Annotated in this window: 25 protein-coding genes; 19 read left to right on the top strand and 6 right to left on the bottom strand. The window is 28.7% G+C overall.

Annotation, left to right across the window (positions count from 1 at the left end):
• Positions 1-11: 11 nt before the first annotated feature.
• The 3 genes from Q0J69_RS13315 to Q0J69_RS13305 all read right to left on the bottom strand — a co-directional run bounded on the left by Q0J69_RS13315 (position 12) and on the right by Q0J69_RS13305 (position 2675).
• Positions 12-719: an ABC transporter permease gene (locus Q0J69_RS13315; RefSeq protein WP_297208317.1), complete on the bottom strand. Its 708-nt coding sequence runs from the start codon at positions 717-719 to the stop codon at positions 12-14.
• Between the two features lie 30 nt (positions 720-749).
• The gene (locus Q0J69_RS13310) at positions 750-1763 is read right to left on the bottom strand and encodes an ATP-binding cassette domain-containing protein (RefSeq protein WP_297208315.1); all 1014 of its coding nucleotides are present in this window, start codon (positions 1761-1763) and stop codon (positions 750-752) included.
• 189 nt (positions 1764-1952) lie between these two features.
• Positions 1953-2675, bottom strand: coding sequence for a HEAT repeat domain-containing protein (locus Q0J69_RS13305; protein ID WP_297208314.1), 723 nt, complete (start codon positions 2673-2675; stop codon positions 1953-1955).
• A gap of 241 nt (positions 2676-2916) precedes the next feature.
• Here Q0J69_RS13305 and Q0J69_RS13300 point away from each other — a divergent pair, with 241 nt between their 5' ends.
• From Q0J69_RS13300 to Q0J69_RS13280, 5 genes are all read left to right on the top strand, one after another.
• Positions 2917-3354, top strand: coding sequence for a dihydroxyacetone kinase subunit DhaK (locus Q0J69_RS13300; RefSeq protein ID WP_297208312.1), 438 nt, complete (start codon positions 2917-2919; stop codon positions 3352-3354).
• Positions 3351-3917, top strand: coding sequence for a dihydroxyacetone kinase subunit DhaK (locus Q0J69_RS13295; protein WP_366030662.1), 567 nt, complete (start codon positions 3351-3353; stop codon positions 3915-3917). Before Q0J69_RS13300 ends, Q0J69_RS13295 begins: the two co-directional genes overlap by 4 nt.
• A gap of 4 nt (positions 3918-3921) precedes the next feature.
• Positions 3922-4563, top strand: coding sequence for a dihydroxyacetone kinase subunit DhaL (dhaL, locus tag Q0J69_RS13290; RefSeq protein ID WP_297208311.1), 642 nt, complete (start codon positions 3922-3924; stop codon positions 4561-4563).
• A gap of 22 nt (positions 4564-4585) precedes the next feature.
• On the top strand, positions 4586-6025 hold the full coding sequence (gene dhaM / locus Q0J69_RS13285) for a dihydroxyacetone kinase phosphoryl donor subunit DhaM (protein WP_297208310.1): 1440 nt from the start codon (positions 4586-4588) through the stop codon (positions 6023-6025).
• Positions 6026-6111: 86 nt separating this feature from the next.
• Complete coding sequence (locus Q0J69_RS13280) at positions 6112-6606, top strand: ankyrin repeat domain-containing protein (RefSeq protein WP_297208308.1); 495 nt, start codon at positions 6112-6114, stop codon at positions 6604-6606.
• Between the two features lie 5 nt (positions 6607-6611).
• On the opposite strand, the gene Q0J69_RS13275 is transcribed toward Q0J69_RS13280, so the two are convergent.
• Complete coding sequence (locus Q0J69_RS13275) at positions 6612-6851, bottom strand: hypothetical protein (protein WP_297208306.1); 240 nt, start codon at positions 6849-6851, stop codon at positions 6612-6614.
• Between the two features lie 227 nt (positions 6852-7078).
• On the opposite strand from Q0J69_RS13275, the gene Q0J69_RS13270 reads away from it, so the two are divergent.
• The 7 genes from Q0J69_RS13270 to uvrC all read left to right on the top strand — a co-directional run bounded on the left by Q0J69_RS13270 (position 7079) and on the right by uvrC (position 15198).
• Positions 7079-7513 carry a PepSY-like domain-containing protein gene (locus Q0J69_RS13270; protein WP_297208305.1) on the top strand — a complete coding sequence of 145 codons (435 nt, stop codon included), beginning with the start codon at positions 7079-7081 and terminating at the stop codon, positions 7511-7513.
• A 207-nt stretch (positions 7514-7720) separates the two neighbouring features.
• Complete coding sequence (locus Q0J69_RS13265; protein ID WP_297208304.1) at positions 7721-8158, top strand: PepSY-like domain-containing protein; 438 nt, start codon at positions 7721-7723, stop codon at positions 8156-8158.
• A 334-nt stretch (positions 8159-8492) separates the two neighbouring features.
• Positions 8493-9299 (top strand): DUF4037 domain-containing protein, encoded by an 807-nt coding sequence (locus Q0J69_RS13260; RefSeq protein ID WP_297208303.1) that lies wholly within the window; start codon positions 8493-8495, stop codon positions 9297-9299.
• A gap of 88 nt (positions 9300-9387) precedes the next feature.
• A complete protein-coding gene (gene pheS, locus Q0J69_RS13255) occupies positions 9388-10407 on the top strand; it encodes a phenylalanine--tRNA ligase subunit alpha (RefSeq protein ID WP_297208301.1) in 1020 nt (339 codons plus the stop codon).
• Between the two features lie 32 nt (positions 10408-10439).
• Positions 10440-12860: a phenylalanine--tRNA ligase subunit beta gene (gene pheT / locus Q0J69_RS13250; RefSeq protein ID WP_297208299.1), complete on the top strand. Its 2421-nt coding sequence runs from the start codon at positions 10440-10442 to the stop codon at positions 12858-12860.
• A 22-nt stretch (positions 12861-12882) separates the two neighbouring features.
• On the top strand, positions 12883-13281 hold the full coding sequence (locus Q0J69_RS13245) for a phosphoribosyltransferase (RefSeq protein WP_297208298.1): 399 nt from the start codon (positions 12883-12885) through the stop codon (positions 13279-13281).
• Between the two features lie 69 nt (positions 13282-13350).
• A complete protein-coding gene (gene uvrC, locus Q0J69_RS13240; RefSeq protein ID WP_297208297.1) occupies positions 13351-15198 on the top strand; it encodes an excinuclease ABC subunit UvrC in 1848 nt (615 codons plus the stop codon).
• 132 nt (positions 15199-15330) lie between these two features.
• Here the strand turns inward: uvrC and gatA are convergent, their stop codons facing one another.
• Complete coding sequence (gatA, locus tag Q0J69_RS13235; protein ID WP_297208296.1) at positions 15331-16779, bottom strand: Asp-tRNA(Asn)/Glu-tRNA(Gln) amidotransferase subunit GatA; 1449 nt, start codon at positions 16777-16779, stop codon at positions 15331-15333.
• 177 nt (positions 16780-16956) lie between these two features.
• Positions 16957-17856 carry a hypothetical protein gene (locus Q0J69_RS13230; protein ID WP_297208295.1) on the bottom strand — a complete coding sequence of 300 codons (900 nt, stop codon included), beginning with the start codon at positions 17854-17856 and terminating at the stop codon, positions 16957-16959.
• Between the two features lie 248 nt (positions 17857-18104).
• On the opposite strand from Q0J69_RS13230, the gene rpsF reads away from it, so the two are divergent.
• The 7 genes from rpsF to Q0J69_RS13195 all read left to right on the top strand — a co-directional run.
• Positions 18105-18443 (top strand): 30S ribosomal protein S6, encoded by a 339-nt coding sequence (gene rpsF / locus Q0J69_RS13225; RefSeq protein ID WP_297208293.1) that lies wholly within the window; start codon positions 18105-18107, stop codon positions 18441-18443.
• A 17-nt stretch (positions 18444-18460) separates the two neighbouring features.
• Complete coding sequence (gene ssb / locus Q0J69_RS13220; protein ID WP_297208292.1) at positions 18461-18895, top strand: single-stranded DNA-binding protein; 435 nt, start codon at positions 18461-18463, stop codon at positions 18893-18895.
• 30 nt (positions 18896-18925) lie between these two features.
• Positions 18926-19264: a 30S ribosomal protein S18 gene (gene rpsR, locus Q0J69_RS13215; protein ID WP_297208290.1), complete on the top strand. Its 339-nt coding sequence runs from the start codon at positions 18926-18928 to the stop codon at positions 19262-19264.
• Positions 19265-19383: 119 nt separating this feature from the next.
• Positions 19384-20049 carry a class II aldolase/adducin family protein gene (locus tag Q0J69_RS13210; protein WP_297208288.1) on the top strand — a complete coding sequence of 222 codons (666 nt, stop codon included), beginning with the start codon at positions 19384-19386 and terminating at the stop codon, positions 20047-20049.
• Between the two features lie 85 nt (positions 20050-20134).
• Positions 20135-21373 (top strand): DUF6175 family protein, encoded by a 1239-nt coding sequence (locus Q0J69_RS13205; RefSeq protein WP_297208286.1) that lies wholly within the window; start codon positions 20135-20137, stop codon positions 21371-21373.
• A gap of 48 nt (positions 21374-21421) precedes the next feature.
• Positions 21422-21964, top strand: a complete 543-nt coding sequence (locus tag Q0J69_RS13200; RefSeq protein WP_297208284.1) for an epoxyqueuosine reductase QueH — start codon at positions 21422-21424, stop codon at positions 21962-21964.
• Positions 21965-22353: 389 nt separating this feature from the next.
• The coding region (locus Q0J69_RS13195; RefSeq protein WP_297208282.1) for a PD-(D/E)XK nuclease family transposase at positions 22354-22625 on the top strand (272 nt) is incomplete at its 3' end.

The following is a 22625-nucleotide window of genomic DNA, read 5'->3' as shown; positions in this document are numbered from 1 at the left end:
TTATTATTTTATTATTGCCATTTATAAGATTCTACAAACATGGTTGAAATCGATATACATGCTACAGCCCAAATTAGAAAGAATATAACATTTTGTATATCTATCATGCCTTTAGTAAAGTCAGAAAAATATGTTGTTATAGAAACAGCATTTAATAATTTGCTTGCCCCTGTAAACATTTCGCTAAGCCAATTTATAATATAAGCGAATACTCCCATAGATACACCTAAAATTGCAGCTACTAACTGACTTTTAGATACGCTTGTTGCTATTAGTCCAAGTCCAAGTATTGCAGTACCAAGAAGGAATAATCCTAAATAACCGCTGAATATAACTCCAATATCTGGTTTTCCGAATATCATAAGAAGTATAGGGTAAACAAATGTCATAACAAGAAGAGAAGCATATACAACTAATACAGATAAATATTTACCTATAACATATTGCAATGAAGTTATAGGAGCAGTCATTATAAGCTCGAAAGTGCCTGATGATCTCTCTTCTGCTATTAATTTCATACAAAGAATCGATAAAAATAATATTGTAAAGAAACCAATATTATACATAGTGTTTTCCATCACTGCCAATCTGCTGTAATAAACTTCTATAGTGAAAAAGTAGCCCGTTAATGCTAAATATATAAATCCTAATATATAATATAAAGGAGATACATAAAAGGATTGAATCTCTCTTGAAAATATAACATAAATGTTTCTCATTATTTATTAACCTCTTTTTTCATTATTATTTTATAAATTGTCATTTTCTTCTGCTTCTTTTTTATTATTTACTATATCATCTTTTATATATTTTGATTTATCAAAGTCTTCATTTTTCTTTTTATCAGTAAAGTAAATGAATACCTCTTCTAATGATCTCTCTTTAGATCTAATTTCTAATACATCAAAATTATTATTAACCAAATGCTTGACTATTGCAGCCCTAGAATCATTACCTCTTTCGCATTCTATGGTAATGCTTCCATAAGAATTATCTTCAGCCTGTATAACACCATTAACTTCTCTAACGCATAAAAGAGCATCTTTATGTCTGTCAGCCACTTTAAGTTCTATATTTCCGCCTAATATTTCCCTATCCATAGCCATTTTTAAGCCTTCTATAGTGTCTTCAGCTATTAATTCGCCGCTGTCTATAATCAATGCTCTCTCACATGTATCTTCAACTTCACTTAATATATGTGTAGAAAGTATAACAGTTCTAGTGCCTCCTAAACTTTTAATTAATGATCTTACTTCTATTAATTGATTAGGATCGAGTCCGCTTGTAGGTTCATCTAATATAAGCACTTCAGGATCATGTATTATAGCCTGTGCTATTCCAGTACGTTGTTTGTACCCTTTAGATAAATGCCCTATTATTCTGTTTCTGTATTTAGTTAATCCTGTTATCTCTATAGTGTTTTCCAATGCTGTTTTTACATGCTTATTTGGTATGCCTTTTAATTTAGCACAGAATCTTAAATAATCTATAACTGTCATTTCAGTATATAGAGAAACATTTTCAGGCATATATCCTATTCTTTTTTTTATCTCTATAGGATTGTCATAAACTTCATAATCATCTAAATAAACATATCCGCTTGTTGCAGGAAGATATCCTGTTATAATACGCATCATTGTACTTTTTCCAGCACCGTTAGGTCCTAAAAATCCTACTACTTCGCCTTTATTAATAGTATAAGAAACTCCCTTCAATGCTAAATGCTCGCCATAATATTTAACTATATTATCAACTTTTATCATCAATAATCCTTAATTATCATTATAAATTAACATAATACTATAACAATAAATTTAAATTTTATCAAGTTATAGCATACACTTAATTGTTATATTATCGCAAAATAATAATTTTATATAAATAAAAAAAGTTAAAAATAAAAAAACCTATCAAATTAATGATAGGTTTTTATTTTCATTTTATTGATTTTCTTATTGAGCTTCTGTTTCAGTAGTAGTTGTTGTTTGACCGCCGCTGCTTGAAGAAGCAGGTTTAATGTTTTTAATAGCATCAACAGCTGCTTGTCTAACAACTATAAAATATTGATCATTTTGAGCTAGGTCTATTAAATCGCTTAAAGCAGCCTGATCACCTATTTTACCTAAAGCTACAGCAACTTCATATACAATACCTTGAGTTTTAGCTAATCTTAATTGGAAAAGTAAAGGAGCTACACCTTGAACACTTCCAATTTCACCTAATGCCTGAGCAGCAGCTATAATGTTAGAATTTTCCTGTTCTGCATATAACATTTGGGAAATGTATCTAACAGAATTTTCTGATTTAGCAGCTTTAGCAGCTTGTAAAGCTTGATAACGAACCATAGAATCAGAATTTTGAGGAGAAGTGCTATCTAATCCATAACTTACATATCTATTAATTGCATTTAATAAATTTTCAGAGCTAGCACCTTTTTCACTTAAAGCTTTGAAACATAGAGCTTTTACTTGAGGACTACCGCTTTCTATAGCAGAGATTAAAAGTTTTTCATCCTGACTTGCTAGAGCATCTACAAAGTTTTGAGAAAGTTCTTCTCTTGGTTTAGTACCAGTTGTAGTAGTAGTTTCTGTAGTAGTAGTAGTAGTTTCTTGAGCAAAAACTGATGTTAAAGAAAATGCAAACATTAATGTTACAATAAATATTTTCTTGAGCATTATACAACCCCTTAATATATTAAGTTCTACTAATAATACTCTATTATTCAATAATTGCAAGTAAATTTATAAAATTTATAGAAATAATTATTCTATATAAAACTTAGGCATAAATATAAATTTTTATTATCATTTGTACAAATTCTCAAATAATACTTGAAAAAACATTCATTTCTATTATACTTTATATTAGTTTATATATTTAATGTATTGAACTAATCTTATAATGTATAGGTACTATATGAAAAAACTTATAAATGATATAGATAATATTATATTAGAAGAACTTAAAGGTATGCATAAGGCACATAATGATATAATAAATATATGTTATGATCCTATTGTTATTACAAGAATTAATAAAAAAGATAATAAAACAGCTTTAGTATCGGGAGGAGGCTCTGGGCATGAACCTTTGCATGGAGGTTTTGTGGGATATGGGATGCTTGATGCAGCATGCCCTGGTGCTGTGTTTACTTCTCCTACACCAGATCAAATTGAAGAGGCAGCAAAATCTGTTAATAGCGGTAATGGAGTAATATTTTTGGTTAAAAATTATACTGGAGATGTTATTAATTTTCAGATGGCTGAAGAACTTTGCAAGGCTGAAGGTATTGATGTCAGAACTGTTATAATAGAAGATGATGTATCAGTTAAAGATAGAGTTTATATACTATAGGAAGGAGGGGAGTAGGAGCTACAGTATTTTTTGAGAAAATTTGCGGAGCTTCTGCTGAAAAAGGTGATAATATAGATAAAGTTTTTAAATATGCTGAATATTGTAAGGATAATGCACGTTCTATGGGTATGGCTTTAACTTCATGTACTGTACCTGCAGTTGGAAAACCTACTTTTGATATATCTAATGATGAAATAGAAATGGGTATAGGCATACATGGAGAACCAGGAAGGGAGAGAATGAAAATAAAAACTGCCGATGAAATTGCTGATATTATGATGGATGCTGTTTGTTCAGATATACCTTATAAAAATGGGGATGAAGTTATTTGTATGGTTAATGGTATGGGGGCTACACCTTTGATGGAGCTTTATCTTTTCTATAACAGCGTAGAAAATATTGCTGAAAAGAAGGGACTTAAAATAGTTAGAAATCTTGTAGGGAATTATGTTACTTCTATAGATATGGCAGGTGTTTCTATTAGTATGATTAGAGTAAATGAAGAAATACTGCAGTTATGGGATTATCCTGTTCATACAGCGGCTTTAAGATGGGGAATGTAATAATATGTATACTAAGAATAAGATAAAAGAATGGCTTATAAAATTGTCTGATGCTTATGAAGAAAATAAAGATTATTTAACGAAATTGGATTCTGATATTGGTGATGCTGATCATGGTATAAATATGAATAGGGGATTTAATTTTGTACGTGATATGATTAAAGGCTTAGATGAAAATACCAGTATATCATCTATATTCAAACAAACGGCAACATTGCTTATAAAAAATGTAGGCGGCTCGTCGGGTCCTTTATATGGTACTTTTTTTCTTAATGCAAGTATTGTTTCTTCCAATAAGGAGGAGTTATCTTTAAACGATATAGCAGAAATATTTAATAAAGGTACAAATGCTATAGCTGCACTTGGAAAATCAAAAGCTGGTGAGAAAACAATGCTTGATACACTATATCCTACACTAGATGCTATAAAAGAATTTGTATCCAATAATAATGATTTGACAGATGATAATTTAGAAGAGTTTAAAAGTAGTATTTTAACTGCAGCTGAAAATGCTATGAAATCAACTATAGATATGATTGCTACAAAGGGCAGGGCTAGTTATTTAGGTGATAGGAGTATAGGTTATCAGGACCCTGGTGCTTCATCCTCTTATATATTAATAAGAGAATTAATAAATGTTTTATAAAAATTAATTAAAAGGAATTAATGTGGTTAGTTTAATATTCGTTTCACATAGTTATGATCTTGCTAAAACTACTGTTGATTACATAAAAAAGGTAACAAATACAAATACTCCTATGGCTTTCTCAGGAGGTGTTGGAGATAATCATAGTGAGATAGGTACTGATTCTATTGATGTTTTTAATGCTATAGAAAGTGTATATTCAGATGACGGAGTTTTGGTATTTTGCGATTTGGGAAGTGCTTTAATAAGTTCGGAACTTGCTATATCTATGCTTGATGATGAGAAATCAGCAAATGTAAGAATAACATCAGCTCCATTTGTAGAGGGCGGTATTAATGCTGCCATACAGTCATCACTTAACAGATCGCTTGATGATATTGTATCTGAAGCTATAGATAGTTTAACTCCTAAAATATCTTATGTAAAAGATAAGGTTGATTACAATATATCTGAAGATTCAAATGATATAGAGTTTAAAGATTATGTTAAAGGTGAATATAAAATATTGCTTGAGAATGGTTTTCATGCAAGACCAGTATTTATGTTTATTAATATAATAGCAAATTCTAAAAGTTTAGTATATATATCAAATAAGACAAAACATAAGCCTCCAGTATCTGCTGACAGTATAACTAAAGTTACATTATTAAATATAGAATACGGCGATGTAATGGAGATATATGCAAAGGGACCTGATGCTGAACAGGTATTGGAAAGATTTGAATATTTGGTTAATGGAAAATTTGAAACTAGAAATAAAACTTCTAAATCTAAAAATATAGACAGTGATTTGATAGTTGTTTCTGACGGCTGCGTTTCTGGTACTGCTTTATATTTGTATTTTGGAATAAATATAAAAAAAGAGTATATAAAAGATCCAAAAGCTGAAAAGGATAAGTTTATAACCGCTATTAATAATGTTAAAAAAGATTTATTAGAGCAAAAAACTATTATTGAAGAAAAAAAATTGCAAAATAATGAATATTTAATATTTGAAACTTATATATCAATGCTTTTTGATGATTATGTATTAAAAGAAGTTTATGATTTAATAGAAAATAAAAAATATTCAGCTGCATATTCTTACAATAAAGTTATGAAAAATATATTCAAAAGTTTTGATGCTTTGGATGACGGATATATAAAAGAAAGAAAATATGATATAGAAGATATACTATATCAGGTATTAAAATATTTATTAGATATAAAACTTGATTTGCCTAAAGAGGATAATGCTATACTCATAGTTGATAATATATATGCTTCTATTGTAACAGAAATAGAGGAAAATATTAAGGGTGTTATATCTATAAATGGAAGTCCTGTTTCTCATGCTGCCATTTTATTAAAAGCATTAAATATACCTTATATTATATTTTCTGGTGCTATGCAGCTTAAAGGAAAAGAAATTATTATAGATACAAAAAATGCTGAAGGAAAGATAATCTCTTTCAAAAAATAATGCTATTATACTTATTTTACCAGTATAAGTTTTTATTGTTTTATGATTAATAAATGTTATTATATTTTTTATAGTTGGATAAAAATATGAGTTTTAATACCATAGTTATAATAGTAATAGTTTCCATTGTAATATTATGGCCTATATTGAAAAAAATGGCTAAAAATATAAGAATAGATAATTCAGAAGAAAGCATACATATAGCATGTTTATATGGAGATTTATCAAAGATAAAGAGGCTTTTAGAATCTGGAGTTAATATTAATTCTAAAGATTTCAGTAATAGAACACCATTGATGTATGCTGCAGAGGATGGTGCTATTGATACTATAGAGTACTTAATAAGAAATGGTGCTAACATTAATGATATTGATGTTAGAGGGGACAGTGCATTAATAATAGCATTAAAAAACAATAATGTAAAAGCATCAAAACTTTTAATAGAAAGCGGTGCAAATTTGTATATAAAAAATGAAGATGATAAAGATGCATTGAATATAGCATCCGATATAGATTCCAAAGAAATGATTGAGTTTATAAAAAATAAAAGAGATGATAATAAAGATATTACCATCTCTTAAAAAAATTATCTATTATTGCTGCTTCTTGTGATGTTTGTAGAGCCGCATATAGGACAATGGGATACAGAATCTTCTATGATGTCATCAATTTGTGTTATATCATCATCTTCAGATATATTTATTTCTTTATCATCAACTGCCCAAAAATTAGAACAGTCTTTACAGTAAAAATGTATTAAATATTCTCTGTAAGTAGGATAATTTCCTTCTATTTTTCTATATCCATCTATGATATTATGCTCCATATACCCTCCAATTTTTTATTATCTAATTTTTAATTTAGTATTTTTTTAAAAAAAGTCAAATATATTATTTTGTCGAATTATTATACATTAAAAATATAAAAAATAAAGTATTTTTAATGAAATTTTACATTTTATTGAAGAAAAGTAATATAATTAAATCTTTTTTAATATTAATTTTACATTGACTATGTATATTTGTTTTATTAATTTAGTAAAAGGAGTTGCCCATGAAAAAAAATATTAAATTTTTTATTTCAATTGTATCTATGATGATTTTATCTGCTGTTAGTGTATTTGCTGCTGATATGCCTATACAAGCAAATCAACTGCCTCAAAATGCACAAAGCTTTGTTAAATCTAATTTCCCATCTGATCAAATAGTTTATGCTGAACAGGATAGAAATAGTTTTAAAGTAGAACTTCAAAGCGGTGTAGAAATTGACTTTGACAGAAATGGTAATTGGACTGATGTAAGTGCAAAAATGCCTTTGCCTACAGCATTTATACCAGCTAATGTTATTAAATCGGTTAATACTAAATACCCTCAAGTTCCTGTATTGGAAATTAGTAAAGAATACAGCGGATATAAATTAAAATTAGGAAACAACAGAGAAGTTTATGTTGATAATAATGGACAAATAACAGGAGATAAATTAGATTAAAATAATTTTATTAAAAATATAGTGCCGACTTAAAAGGTCGGCTTTTTTTATAATGTTTATTTACATTTTTATAATGCAGTTTACTTTTTATTTACTTTTTAATAAAAAATGTAAAAAATATTTAAAATATTTGTAAAAAATATTGACAAAACTTGTTTTATATATTATACTTTAAGTATAACAATTAAAGAACAAGGAGCAATTTTTATGAGAAAACAATTAAAACAAATCATTTTAATAGCATCTATAATGATGTTGTCTATCGCTACTGTATTTGGAGCTGATGTACCTATACAAGCAAATCAGCTTCCAAAAAAAGCTCAGGATTTCATAAGTGCTAATTTTGCTAATGATCCAGTAGTATATGCAGAACAGGACAGAAACAGTTTTATGGCTGAATTACAAAGCGGAGTTGAAATTGATTTTGATAGAAATGGTGATTGGACTGATGTATCTGCTAATAATGCACCTCTTCCTATAGCATTTATACCTGCAAATATAATACAGGCTGTTGAATCAAAATATAAAGGTGTTGCTGTATTAGAAATAAGCAAAGAATATTTGAGCTACAAATTAAAATTAGGAAACAATAGAGAAGTTTATGTTGATAATAACGGCAAGATAGTAGGGGATAAATTAGACTAATATAAAAAATTAATAACAAAAAAAGGGCTTGAGATTAATTTCTCTAGCCCTTATTTTTTATTGCCTATTATTATATATTTACATTGTTATTTAATATATTTAAAATTATTGATTTTATAGTATAATATAGTTGTTTCAAAATTAATTTAACTTTTATAAATATAACGTTTTATATGTTGTGTAAACTATATTTTAGTCTTATAATATATCTATGTATACCAAATGTATTGCAGGATAAAACTTAATATAAATTTTGAAATTAATATATAAATAGTTATTAAAAATAATTTTGAAACAGGTATGATTAATAACTTAAATAAAATGAGAATTATTTATGGATATAGATTATATTATCAATGATTATATAGAAAATGTATTGAAAAATAATGATATTGATGCCGTAGTTTTATCAGGTTCTAGGACAAGTTTGATTAATGATGATATGTCGGACTATGATATATATATTTATTCAAAAAATGTGGTTGACATAGATACCAGAATAAAATTTGCTGAAAAATATTCATCCTATTATGACATAGGAAATGATTATTTTGAATATGGCGATGAATTATTATTGAGAGATAGCGGGATATGTTTGGATTTTATGTATAGAGATTTATCTTTGGCAGAGAATGAGATTAATTATGTATGGAGAAATTTTAATTCAAAAATAGGATATACTACTGCTTTTTTATATAATATAAAACATTCGCATATATTTTATGATAAAAATGGATGTTTTAAATTTTTTCAGGAAGAACTGAGTAAAGAATATCCTGAGGAACTAAAAAATAATATAATAAAAAAGAATTATAATGTTATGTACGGTAAAAAAATGGCATCTTTTTATGAACAGTTGGAAAAAGCTGTAATACGTAATGATATTATAAGTATTAATCATAGAATTACTGCTATATTATCATCATATTTTGATATTTTATTTGCCTTAAATAAGGAACTTCATGTTGGAGAAAAGAAACTTGTACAATATGCATTAAAATTATGCAGTAAAATACCCGAAAATTTTGAAGAGGATATAAAATATATACTGTACAATGATTACTGCATAAATTCAGGCAAAACAATATTGGAAAAGATAAAAATTCTTATTGAAAATATTACAAAAATTTGTAAGTTATAAGCTATATAATATTAATGAATAATTATCTTGAAAATAATTTTATGATATATTATAATATAAACGTTAATTTTAGTGTAGGGAAAAACCAATGGAGAATCTAGAGGAACTTCATAATATATTAAAAAACAGCATAGAAAATGCTAATACTCAGTCGGAAATAGATGATATAAGAGTTAATTATTTAGGACGTAAGGGAAAAATTACAGAACTTCTAAAAAGTTTATCATCTATAGAAAATATAGAAGAAAAAAAAGAATTCGGAAAAAAAATTAACGAAATAAAAAACTATTGCGAAAATTCTTTGGCTGAAAAGAAAAATATTATCTCAGATAGAGAATTTCTAGCTTCTCTGGAAAAAAATAAAATAGATATAACAATGCCTGGCAGAAGACCTAAAGCTGCAAGTGTAAATCTATTAACAAGTGTAGAAGAAGAAATAGTATCCATTTTAACTGAAATAGGATTTAGAGTTGTGGAAGGCAATGAGATAGAAGATGATTTTCATAATTTTGAGGCTTTAAATATACCTTATTATCATCCTTCTAGGGACAGCCATGATTCTTTCTTTATTTCTAAAGATCATGTTCTTAGAACTCATACTTCAGGCATGCAGATAAGAACAATGTTAGAAACTCCTCCTCCTATAGCTGTAGTTTCTCCGGGTAAATGTGCCAGAAGAGATGCTATAGACTCAAAACATTCTCCTGTATTTCATCAAGTTGAAGGAATTATGGTAGATGCCGGTATAAGTTTTAATGATTTAAAAGGTATATTAGAATTATTTTGTAAGAAAATGTTTGGAAGTAAAACTCAGATAAGATTAAGACCTGATTATTTCCCATTTGTAGAACCAGGTGCTGATTTAAGTGCTACATGTGTAATATGCGGAGGAAGCGGATGTAAGACATGCGGAGGTGAAGGATGGCTTGAGCTTATGGGTGCTGGTATGATTCATCCTAATGTATTTAAGCATGTTGGTTATGATATAACTAAATATACTGGTTTTGCTTTTGGTATGGGCATTGAACGTATTGCTATGATAAAATACGGTATAACTGATATAAGAATGTTCTATGAAAATGATATAGATTTCTTGAAACAATGGTAATTATTTTTTTATATTAATTTGAGGATATAACAATGAGAGTTCCGTTAAGTTGGCTTAAAGAATTTGTTAATTTAGATGGGTTTAGTGTAGAAGAAATTGCACAGAAAATAACACTTGCAGGAAGCGAGATTTCATCAATAGAAACTACAGGCGGAGATATACCTGGTGTCATAATAGGTAAGATAGTATCTGTGCATAAACATCCTGATGCTGACAAGCTTAGCGTATGCAAGGTTGATGTCGGAGATGATGTTTTATCAATTGTATGCGGAGCTCCTAATGTAAAAGAAGGAATATATGTTCCTATTGCCATGATAGGTGCTAAATTGCCTAATGGTCTTACTATAAAAAAGGCTTCTATAAGAGGTTTTGAAAGCAATGGCATGATTTGTTCAAGATCAGAATTAGGTTATGATGAGATAGAAGGAGTATATGGCATTTGGATATTGGATGAAGATATTGAAAAAATGCATGCTGATAAAGAAAATATTTTAGGAAATTCTCTTTCTACAATAGTTGGAAGTACAGATCATATATTTAATGTTGAAATTACAGCCAACAGGGGCGATTTAGTTAGCATAATAGGTTTTGCCCGTGAATGTTCATTAGTATTAGAGAGAAGAGTAAGCATACCGTCTGTTAATACTTATGATGCTGCAGGCGGGAATATAGACATTACAGTAGAAAATCAGGAAAGCTGTTCTAAATACATAGGAAGACTTATTAGAGAAATAACAGTTGCTCCTTCGCCAGATTGGATGCAGAAAAGACTTAGAATGTGCGGTATAAACCCAATTAATAATATAGTTGATGTTACAAATTATGTTATGCTTGAATATGGTCAGCCGCTTCATGCTTACGATTTCGATAAAATAAAAGATGGTAAAATTATAGTTAGAAATGCTAAAAACGGAGAAAAAATAAAACTTTTAGATGGAAGAGATGTTGATCTTACTGAAGAAGTTTTGGTTATAGCTGACAGTGAAAAACCTGTAGGCGTAGCTGGAGTTATGGGCGGAGATTCTACAAAGATTGAACCTGAAACAAAAAATATATTGATAGAGAGTGCATATTTTGATCATATAGCTGTGAAAAAATCTACTATTGCAATAAATACAAAAACTGATGCTTCATATAGATTTGAAAGAGAAATAGATCATACTTTAACTCTTGCTGCTTTGAACAGAGTTGTTGATTTAATAGTTACTTTTGATAATAGCTGTAAAATAGCTTCAAGGGCTAAAGAGGTTAATGTAAGACAATTTGAGGCTAATAGAATAGTATTTGACTGCGGACTTGTTAAAAGATATTTAAGTATCAATATGAATAGAATGGAAATATCTTCTATATTCAAGAGATACGGTTTTAAAGCTTCAGCACTTGGAGAGAATAATTTAAAAGTTGATATACCTTTCTACAGACATGATTTATCTATAGCAGAAGATTTGATAGAAGAGATTGCAAGAGTTTACGGATATAATAACATAGAATCAAATGTACCTCATATAAAATGTAATCCTATAAATACAGATTATAAGGAATTAAGTTTTGTTAAACACAGAATGGCATCTTATGGTCTTTATGAAACTAAGCAGTATTCTATGGGCGACAGCAATATATTTAAATCTATTGGTATTAATGAAGAAAAATTGATTAAAGTTGTTAATCCTCTTACTAGCGAGATGGATGTTTTAAGACCTACTGCTTTGTGTTCTCTTCTTAATAGTGTTGTTTATAATCAAAATCATAGACATAAAAATGGAGCATTGTTTGAGGTTGGAAATATCTTTTATAAAGAGAATGGAAATTTTATAGAAGAAAAGCATCTTTCAGCTGTTATGTTCGGACTTTATCAGGAAAAATTATGGAATAAGGATCCAAGAGCTTATGACTTTTTTGATATGAGCGGTATTGTAGAAGAGCTTTTAATAAAGGATTTAAAATGTTCTGATTATAATTTGATTCCTAAAGAACATAATTGGTTTATACCTACTATGTCAGCTGAAATAGTTATATTCGGAGAGAAAATAGGAATCATAGGAAAACTTCATCCTAAATTATTAAAAATATTTGATATTGATTCTGATATTTATTTCTTGGATATTGATATTAGAAAAACATTAAAACTTGTTAAAGAAAGAGTTAAAAGGTCTAAATTAAAAGATATTGGTAAATACCCTGCTGTATTTAGAGATTTAGCTTTGGTATGCAGCAGAGATATAGAGTTCAGCAAAGTTATTAAATCTATAAGTAAATTTAATAGTATAGTTCAAAATGTCAGCGTTGTGGATAGATATATAGGCGAACAGGTTGAAGAAGGAAAACAATCAATAGCAATATCTATTACATATTATGATCCTAATAGAACTTTAAGAGAAGAAGATATTAATTCAACGGAAGCATCATTGCTTGAAATGTTAAAAAATAGATTTGATATAACATTACGTTCTTAAAAATTATTGTTGGGTATTATTTATGGAATATGATATAGTTTCTTGGGAAGATGTGGATGAGGCTATTGAAATTTTAGCCAAACAAATAGAAGATTCTAAGATTCATTATGAAGTAATATATGGTCTTGCAAGAGGCGGACTTGTACCTGCTGTTATGCTTTCTCATAGACTTAAAATTCCTATGGTTCTTAATATGGAAGAAGTTTGGAGATTAAAAGTAAAAAATAAAAATTCTCTTATAGTAGATGATATTTCTGATACTGGAGAAACTTTAAGATATTTTTATGATCAAAAATTTGATATAGCTACTCTTTTTGTCAGAGAACATACAAGTAAAATAAAACCTAAATATAGTTATAAAAATATAAACCATGATAATTGGCTTTTATTCCCTTGGGAAACCAAATCTTCCAGTAAATAGTATATTTATTTGACAATAATCATTTATAATATTATAATGACCCATTAATATTATAGATAGATAATTGCTATGAATCAAGAAGTTAAAAGTTATATATATGATAAATTAAAGCGTATCCCAGACAAATCTGGTGTATACTTTATGAAAGACAGCAAATCTGATATAATTTATATAGGAAAGGCAAAATCTCTAAAAAAGAGAGTATCATCATATTTTAATAATTCAAATAAAGATGCTAAAACTACGGCATTGGTTGAGCATATAAGAGATATTGATTATATATTAACAGAAAATGAAGTTGAAGCTTTGATATTAGAGGCTGAAATGATAAGGAAGCATAAGCCTCATTATAATATATTGCTTAAGGATCAGAAATCTTTTCCATTTATAGCTGTTACAAATGAGCATTTTCCAAGAGTTATTAAAGCCAGAAATGTTATAGATAAAGAAAATGCAAGTAAATATAAAAAATATTACGGACCTTATGTTGCAGCTGAGAAGGCGGATAATATAGTAAAGTTTATAGTTGATAATTTTAAATTGAGAAGATGTAAATATGATTTTCCTCTAAAAAGACCTATAAGACCTTGCCTTTATCATCATATAGGAAAATGTACTGCTCCTTGTGCCAATTTGATAAATGAAGAGGATTATGATAAAACAATAAAAGAAGCTATTATGGTTCTTGAAGGAAATGTAGATGAGCTTATTGCAAAGTTAAAACAGGATATGTTCCAGCATGCTGAAAAATTAGAATTTGAGTCGGCGAAGGATTTAAGAGATAAAATAGATTTGCTTAAATATATAACTGTAGAGCAGAGTATATATATTCCAGAAAGCGATGATATAGATATAATAGGAGCTTATGGAGAGAATGGGAATTATATAATAGTTGTTTTATCAGTTAAAGGCGGAAAACTTATAGACAGAAAAACTTTTAATATGCAGGCAGCTGACACTATTGAAGAATATTATGAAGATAGAAAAGTGTCAAAATATTCTGAAGTTATTTCTGCATTTTTTACTCAATATTATACACATGCAAATCTGATACCTTCTTCTATATCTACCGATTTTCCTCTTACAGATGCTGATGTTATAAAGGATTATCTAAAAAAAATATCAGGTCGTGATGTTGATATAAGATTAGATAAAAGCAAAAAAGGTCTTATGAATATAGTAAATGAGAATGCAAAGCATTTGTTTAAAGAAAAATCGCTTGTAAGAGAGATACCTTTAGGAATAACAAGACTTCAGGAAATATTCAAATTAAAGCGTACTCCTACTATAATAGAATCATTTGATATAGCACATATTCAGGGAAGCTATACTATGGCTGGAATGGTTAGATTTGTAAATGGAGTATCTGATAATAAAAACTACAGAATATTTAATATGAAAACGGTTACTGGTATAGATGATTTTGCATCAATAAAAGAGGCTGTATATAGAAGATATAAGAGGCTTAAAGAAGAGAATTTAGTATTTCCTGATTTAATACTTATAGATGGCGGTAGGGGACAGCTTAATTCTGCTATAGAGGCTTTAAAAGAGCTTGATATTAAAGGGCAGCCTATAATGGCACTTGCTAAAAAATTTGAAGAGATATATTTGCCTAACAGGGATAAGCCTGTGCAGTTAAATGATAATGAACCTGCAAGACTTTTCCTTCAAAAAGTTAGAGATGAAACTCATAGATTCGTTAATACAAGTCATGGTAAGAAAAGAAGCAGAGAGATGGTTAAAAGCGAACTTGAAAATATTGACGGACTTGGAAAAAAAACTATAGAAAAATTATATGCTCATTTTATAAATATCGATAATATAAAAAAAGCTTCATTAGAAAGCATAAGAAATATACCTGGAATAAGCTATAAAGCAGCTAATAACATATATAATCATTTTCATGATAATTAATAATATTACTCAAGATTATATATAATTTATTAACTATAAAAATACCAAAAAATTGCAGAATATTCATGAATTATTAATATTCTATGAAAAAAGAGGGTATTAAAACCCTCTTTAATTTAAACTCAAAATCAATTATTTATTTAGCAGTTCATGGGCATAAGCCATTTTGAACATTGATACTTCGTCAAATTGTTTAGTTATAAATTGTATACCTATAGGCATATTGTTTTTATCAGAACCGCAAGGAACACTCATTGCAGGCAAACCAACCAAGTTTATATTAGAAGTATAACTATCAGCCAAGAAGCTCAAAGCACTGTCTGTTTGATCTCTTGTTCCTAAAAGTCCTGCAGTTACAGGAGATGAAGGAGATATAATAACATCAACATTTTTGAATGCATTGTCAAAATCCATCTGCATTAATTTTCTTACCTTTAAAGCATGCTGATAATGACTATAGAAAAATCTTTTACCAGTCATCAAAGTACCGAATAATATCCTAGCCCTAGTTTCAAAAGCAAGTCCTACACTTCTTGAAGTATAATAATATTCATCTAAATTGAAATCGCCTTTAGGATGATACCCATATCTTATTCCGTCATATCTTCCCATATTAGAAGCGACTTCAACAGCCATAACAGCGGTATACACTCTTGAGCCGTATTTAGCATTAGGCAAACTTATATCAACTATTTCAGCACCTTGCTCTTTTAATTTTCCTATAGCATCCATTATGCTTTCTTTTACGTCATGTGCTATTAAATCAGTATCATAATATTCTTTAGCAAGCCCTATTTTCATACCCTTAATATTTCCATCTAAAGAAGAAATATAATCAGGTACAGGTATATTTAATGTAGTAGATTCTTTAGGATCGAATCCTGCAATAACTTTTGTCATCAAAGCAGCGTCCTTAACATCTTTAGTCAAAGGTCCTACTTGATCTAAACTGCTTGCCATAGCAATACATCCTAATCTAGGCACTCTTCCGTAAGTTGGTTTAACTCCTACTATACCGCAGAAAGAAGCAGGCTGTCTTATAGAACCGCCTGTATCACTTCCTAAAGCACCAAAAGCAAAATCAGCGGCAACAGCAGCAGCAGAACCGCCTGAAGAACCTCCAGGTACATAAGCTCTATTTCTAGGGTTTCTAGTTATGCCATAATTAGAAGTTTCTGTAGTTCCTCCCATAGCAAATTCATCCATATTGGTTCTTCCTATAATAATAGCACCATTATCTATTAATCTTTGAACTGTAGGAGCTGTGTAAGGAGCTTTATATCCTTCAAGCATTTTTGAAGAAGCAGTCATTAAATGATCTTTATAGCATAGGTTATCTTTAATAGCTATAGGAACACCAAGAAGAGGTAAATCTTCTCCTTTATTTATTCTTTCCTGTGCTTTTTTTGCCTGTTCTATTGCCTCATCTTTGAAAACTTCAAGATATGCATATATTTTATCATCTCTTTTATCATCGTCTTCTATTTTTTTTATAATAGATTCGACTAATGTAGGAGCATCTATTTCTTTATTTTTTAATTTTTCTCTTATTTGAATTATAGTCAATTCATTAAACTCCATAATAAAAAACCTCTTTAAAAATAAAAATATAATAAAAGTTATTCTAATTCAAAGATTATATCATATATGTAAGTTTTTTGCAAAATAAATAATTTTAAAAAGATTATTAAGAGTTTATAATAAAAAATAGAGAGCCTATATTTTAAATATAGACTCTCTATTTATTTTTAAAATCAATTACTGATTGTTTTCAGCAGCTTGAGTATTATTATCGTTGCCTTCCTCATCATTTTTTGGAGGTTTGATTTCTGGAGGTATTCCTACTGGAACATCAGCAAAATCAAAATAGTTTTCATAATAAGATTTTTGGAATCTATTAGCTATAGGAGCCATTCTGAAATTATCTACATAAGAAGCAACAAAGTTAATATTTTTTCCGCCATAAGTAGCATAGAAAACAGCTAAAGAAGTATTAGCAGCTTTATTAGCATAATTGCCGTATCTCATAGAAGTAAAATCATCAAAAGTAGTGTATCCGCTGTTGTGGAAACCGCCGTATTTCATGTGGAAACCGCCTAAAGTTCTGCTGAATAAACCTCTTGACATAACATAGCCAGGATGAGCATATTCATTTCCTTCATTTCTTGATTTATATTGTTCTACAGTATAATCGCCTTCATAAACAGCACTTACAGCAAATAATTTATCTTCATGAAAGAAGAATTTATAAGCCCATTTAGTTTCTTTTCCAGCTAAAGTAGCTTCTTCATTAATAGCATCAGCTCTAACTGTCATACATTTAAATTCATTTGTAACAATGAAGTTAAAGTATAAAATGTTTTCATCTCTTGTGAAAAGCTGTGAAACATCATTAGTAGTAAATTTAACATTTATCCATTTCATAGTATGAGGATTATACCATACTAAATCAGGGTCTGGATATTTGCTTACATAGAATGTACCGCTTATAGGTTCAGCAGCAGCTGAAGAAAAATTAGAAGCCATTAATATCTCATTAACTTCCTCAGGAGTGATTCCATAAGGCACTAGGTCATTAAACATATAAGGAACCGTTTCATAAGCGAAAGCTGAGATAGTTGTAGCTACTAATAAAAACATAACTAGTAATTTTCTCATTTGATTCTCCAAGATTTTTATTATTTCCTATTATACTATATTAAAAAATTAAATCAAATAAATTATGTTTACTTATAGTAATTTTTTTAATTTTTTATATTCTATTTATTTTTATTTTATTGACTTTTTATGTAAAATCATATAATATTGCTGAATAAATTTATATACTTCGCTTCCTAGATGTTTTTTAACTTATTTTGATGGTATAATTAACATAATAAAGAAGCTTTGTCCAAGGAGTTAAAGAAATGAGAGAATACGAAATATTATTCGTAACAGAAATCAATGACGCTGTGCATCAGAATGCTAAAGATCATGTAAAAACTATCTTACAAAACTATCATGCTGAAATATTCAATGAGGCAGATTACGGAATTCATAACTTAAGCTATCCTATACGTAAAGTTAATCAAGGAAAGTTTTATTTCTATCATTTTAGATGCGATGGAAATAATTTATCTAACATTGAAAGAGAATTACATTATGAACTAAGCATATTAAGATTTATAATAGTTCGTTTAGATGAGATAATTCAAAAAGATAAAAAAGAAAATAATAATAATGAAGAAGCTTCAAAAGAGGCTTAATTTTATAGGATTATTTTATGGCAACAGATTTTAATAATGTAACATTAATAGGAAGACTCACTGCAGATCCTGTAACTAAATATTTACCTAGCGGAAGTGCTGTTGTTGAGTTTTCTATAGCAAATAATTATTATGTTAGTACAAAAGATACTACAGAAGTTAATTATTTTGATGTGGTTGCTTTCGGTAAAATGGCAGAAACCGTTGGAAAGTATCTTACCAAAGGAAAGCAGGTTGCTATAAGCGGTACTTTAAGACAGGAAAGATGGCAGGATAAAGATACCAATGCTTCTAGGTCTAAAGTAAGAATAATTATGCAGACTATGCAAATGTTGGGTACTTCAGGCGTAGGTTCAGGTCCTGCAAGTATGGATACTACATATTCTCCTTCTGCTTCCTCTTCAAATGTTGATTTAGGAAGTTTTGAAGATGATGATGAAGTACCATTTTGATGATTAATAATTTTTTAGGAGATAAAAATCATGGATTTAGAAAATACAGAAAATTTTGAAAATAATAATAATAATAGTGAAGAAGAAGTAAAATCTAAAGGCGACAAAAAAGTTCATTTCAATAAAGAAGCAAATGAAAAAGATGGCAGAAAAAAATTCTTTAAGAAAAAAGTATGTTATTTCTGCAAAAATAATATAGATGTATTAGATTATAAAGATATTAAATTACTAAAAAGATATGTTAAGGACAGCGGTAAAATTATACCTAAACGCTTAAATGGTACTTGTTCTAAGCATCAAAGATTAGTTACTAAAGCTATTAAAAGAGCTAGAAATATAGCACTTTTGCCTTATGAAACTAGATATTAATTTTTTTTAATGATGAATTATGACAGCTGTTATAACTATTTATAGCAGCTGTTTTTTTATTTGACAGTTTTTTATCAGTTATATATAATAATATATATTAAATATTAGGATTATTAGATATGAGTAATGAAATTAGTGAGTACAGAAAATATTTATCTCAGGATATAATAAGAACATGTTTGAAAATGCAAAAAGACGGAATCAATCAAGGGACTTCAGGTAATGTTAGTATGCGTTTTGAAAATGGAATGCTTATAACTCCTTCAAGTATGCCTTATGATACAATGAAAGCAGAGGATATTGTTTTTGTTGATGAGAATGGAAATGCTGAACCTAATAAAAGACCTTCAAGTGAATGGAGATTTCATTTATCTATATTAAAAGATAATCCTGATTTTAATGTTGTTATACATAGCCATTCTATATATTCTTCAATAGTTTCTATAATGGGGGTTGATTATATACCTGCCATACATTATATGATAGCCATTGCTGGCGGTAAAATTATACCTTGTGCAGAATATGCTACTTATGGTACAGAGGAGCTTTGCAATAATATATCAAAAGCTATGAAAGGATATAAGGCATGTATTATAAAAAATCATGGGCTTGTTGTTTCTGATTCTACTATGGAAAAGGCTTACGGAGTTTTGGTAGAAGTGGAGAATATTGCAAGAGAATTTGTAGAGGTTAGCAAAATTGGAAAATATAATGTATTATCCGATGAAGAGATGGATATAATACTCAAAAAATTTGGAAATTATGGACTTAATGCTAAGAAATAGAGTATATATAAATTGATTATTGAAAAAATACTGCTTTAATATAATATATATGTTTATAATATTTTTATTTGAGGTTTATGGTTATATGAAATTATTAAAAAATAAGATCAGTCTGTTTATATTTTTATCATTATTTTTCATATCATGTGCGACAACATCAAAAAGTACATCAAGCGGTGTATATGTAGGTGAGGAAACAGGAGATATTGGAATTGTAAGCAGTTGGAAGAATCCAGACTTTAAAGGCGGTAAAACAACAAAAATAACTGCTGAAGGATTTGCTTCTTCAGATGGAAGGGGTGAGGCTGATGCTATAGAAAGAGCTATAGAAAGTGCTAAACGAAATGCCGTAGAGCAGGCCGTTGGTTCTATAGTTCAAGGCACTACTTTGGTTGAAAATAACAGGCTAATAAGTTCAAAAATATATGACAACACAACAGGTTATATATCTTCGTATAAAGTATTAAATATTTCTAAAAGCGGTTCTGTTTGGTATTCAAAAATAGAGGCTACAGTTGGTGTAGATATGATTCAGGATAATTTGCAGGCTATGGGAATACTTATGGACAGAAAAAATATGCCTCTTATAGTTATGCTTGTTATGGATGAAAATGGAGAATTGAGTGAATCTTTTAATGTTCAGTTAGAAAAAAATATGAGTGAGAAAGGTTTTAAATTTGTAAGTGCTGGTTCTTTAAGCAGTGCTATGAGAAAGGAGAATATAAGCTATGAAGATACAAGAGGTTCGCGTTCTTCAGATTCTGTAAAAAAGATAGCCTCTGCAACAGGAGCACAAATTGCAATATTAGGAAAGGCTGAAGCTGCTTTCTTTACAACTATAAAAGGTACAGCTATGAAAAGTTATAGAAGTGATGTTGCAATTACTGCAGTTAATGTTGCAGATTACAGTACTATAGCACGTTCAACACATCAGGCTGGAGGAGTAGGTGGAAGTGATAAGGATGCTCATTCTATTGCATTGGTTAAATCTGCTGATTCCATATCGGATGATTTTATTAATCAGATAGTATCTAAATGGCAAAGTGAAGTTCAAAATGGTACGGAATATACTATATATGTTAATGGTTTAGATTTCAGTGATTCTATAGATTTTGAAGAGGCTTTAAAAAAGAATATAGGAAGTTTAAAAAGTGTTTATAATAGAGGTGTATCAGGTACATTATCCACTTATGTTGTTAAATATGTAGGAAGCAGCAGGGATTTGGCTGTTGATATTAATGCTAAAGCTAAAAATATGGGTTATCAAATTATTGTTAGCAAATTTGATGATAAAACTATTACTTTAAAAGCAAGTAAGCGATAAAAATATCTAATAGAAATAAATATTTAATAAAAGGAATAAATATTTAAAATGAAAGAAAAATTAGTAGTTCATACATGCTGTGCTGTTTGTATGTGTTATCCGAGAACTATACTTGAAGATTATGATACTGTATTTTATTTTTATAATCCAAATATATATCCTATTTCAGAATATGAGAGAAGAAGAGATGAGTTCATAAATTATGCTGATACTATAGGAATAAAAACTCATATAGCAGAGGAAGATAAGTCTGTTGAGAATTGGTATAATGATATCAAAGGTTTTGAGAATGAGCCAGAAAAAGGTGCAAGATGCAGTATTTGTTTTAAGCATAGAATGAAAAAAGCATTTGAGTATGCTAAGGATATTAATGCTAAATATGTTGCCACAGTTATGACGGTAAGTCCACATAAAAACAGCAAGGTTATTGAAATGATAGGTAATTCTCTAGCTAATGAATATAAAACAATAGAATATCTTCATTTTGACTTTAAGAAAAAAGACGGATTTAAGAAAACCAACATAATAGCAAATGATGCTGGGCTTTACAGGCAGCATTATTGCGGATGCGAGTTTAGTATTAGGGATTAGTTGTAAATTGAAATTATAAATTTAATAAAAGCTAGGGCGGGTGTGATTTTATAATTAGGTAGTAAAATTAATTAGAATGGTATTTTTAATAAAAGCAAAAAATTATAAGGGTGGGGTATGTTTAAAAAATTTTAAAATCTATTTCCATTTTCCCACCCTTTATATTTTCTGTTTTAATATGCAATTTCCACGCTATTTTTCTTTTTAGTTAGAAATAGTCATGGCACTACCCACCCAAGCGTTTTTTTAATTTATAGCCAACTAACCGCAACTTTGATTAATTTTGATTATATACGAATTTATTATCAGAATTTTATTTATATATAAAATAATATTCACCGTGTATAAAAAGCCATTTACTTTAAATCAAGTTCTGTTATAATTTAGTTATGAAAGAGATTAACAGACTTAATGATTTATTTATGCGGTATCTAATCGGTAAAGAAGGCGATGAAGATATATTAGAAAATATTGTTAATGCTGTTTTAAATAATGCTGGTTTTGAATCTGTAAGTAACCTTGAAATCATTAATCCATATAATCTGCCTGAAAATGAGAATTTAAAAGAGTCAATCCTTGATGTAAAAGCAAAAACAAAAGACGGCAAAAAAATAATTATTGAAATACAGCTTGTAGGAAATAATAATTTTGTAAAAAGAAT

It is taken from the genome of uncultured Brachyspira sp. (genome assembly GCF_944388875.1).
Taxonomy (GTDB): Bacteria; Spirochaetota; Brachyspiria; order Brachyspirales; family Brachyspiraceae; genus Brachyspira.
The sequence above is the reverse complement of the archived record's forward strand: the minus strand, read 5'-3'. Positions and strand labels throughout refer to the sequence as shown.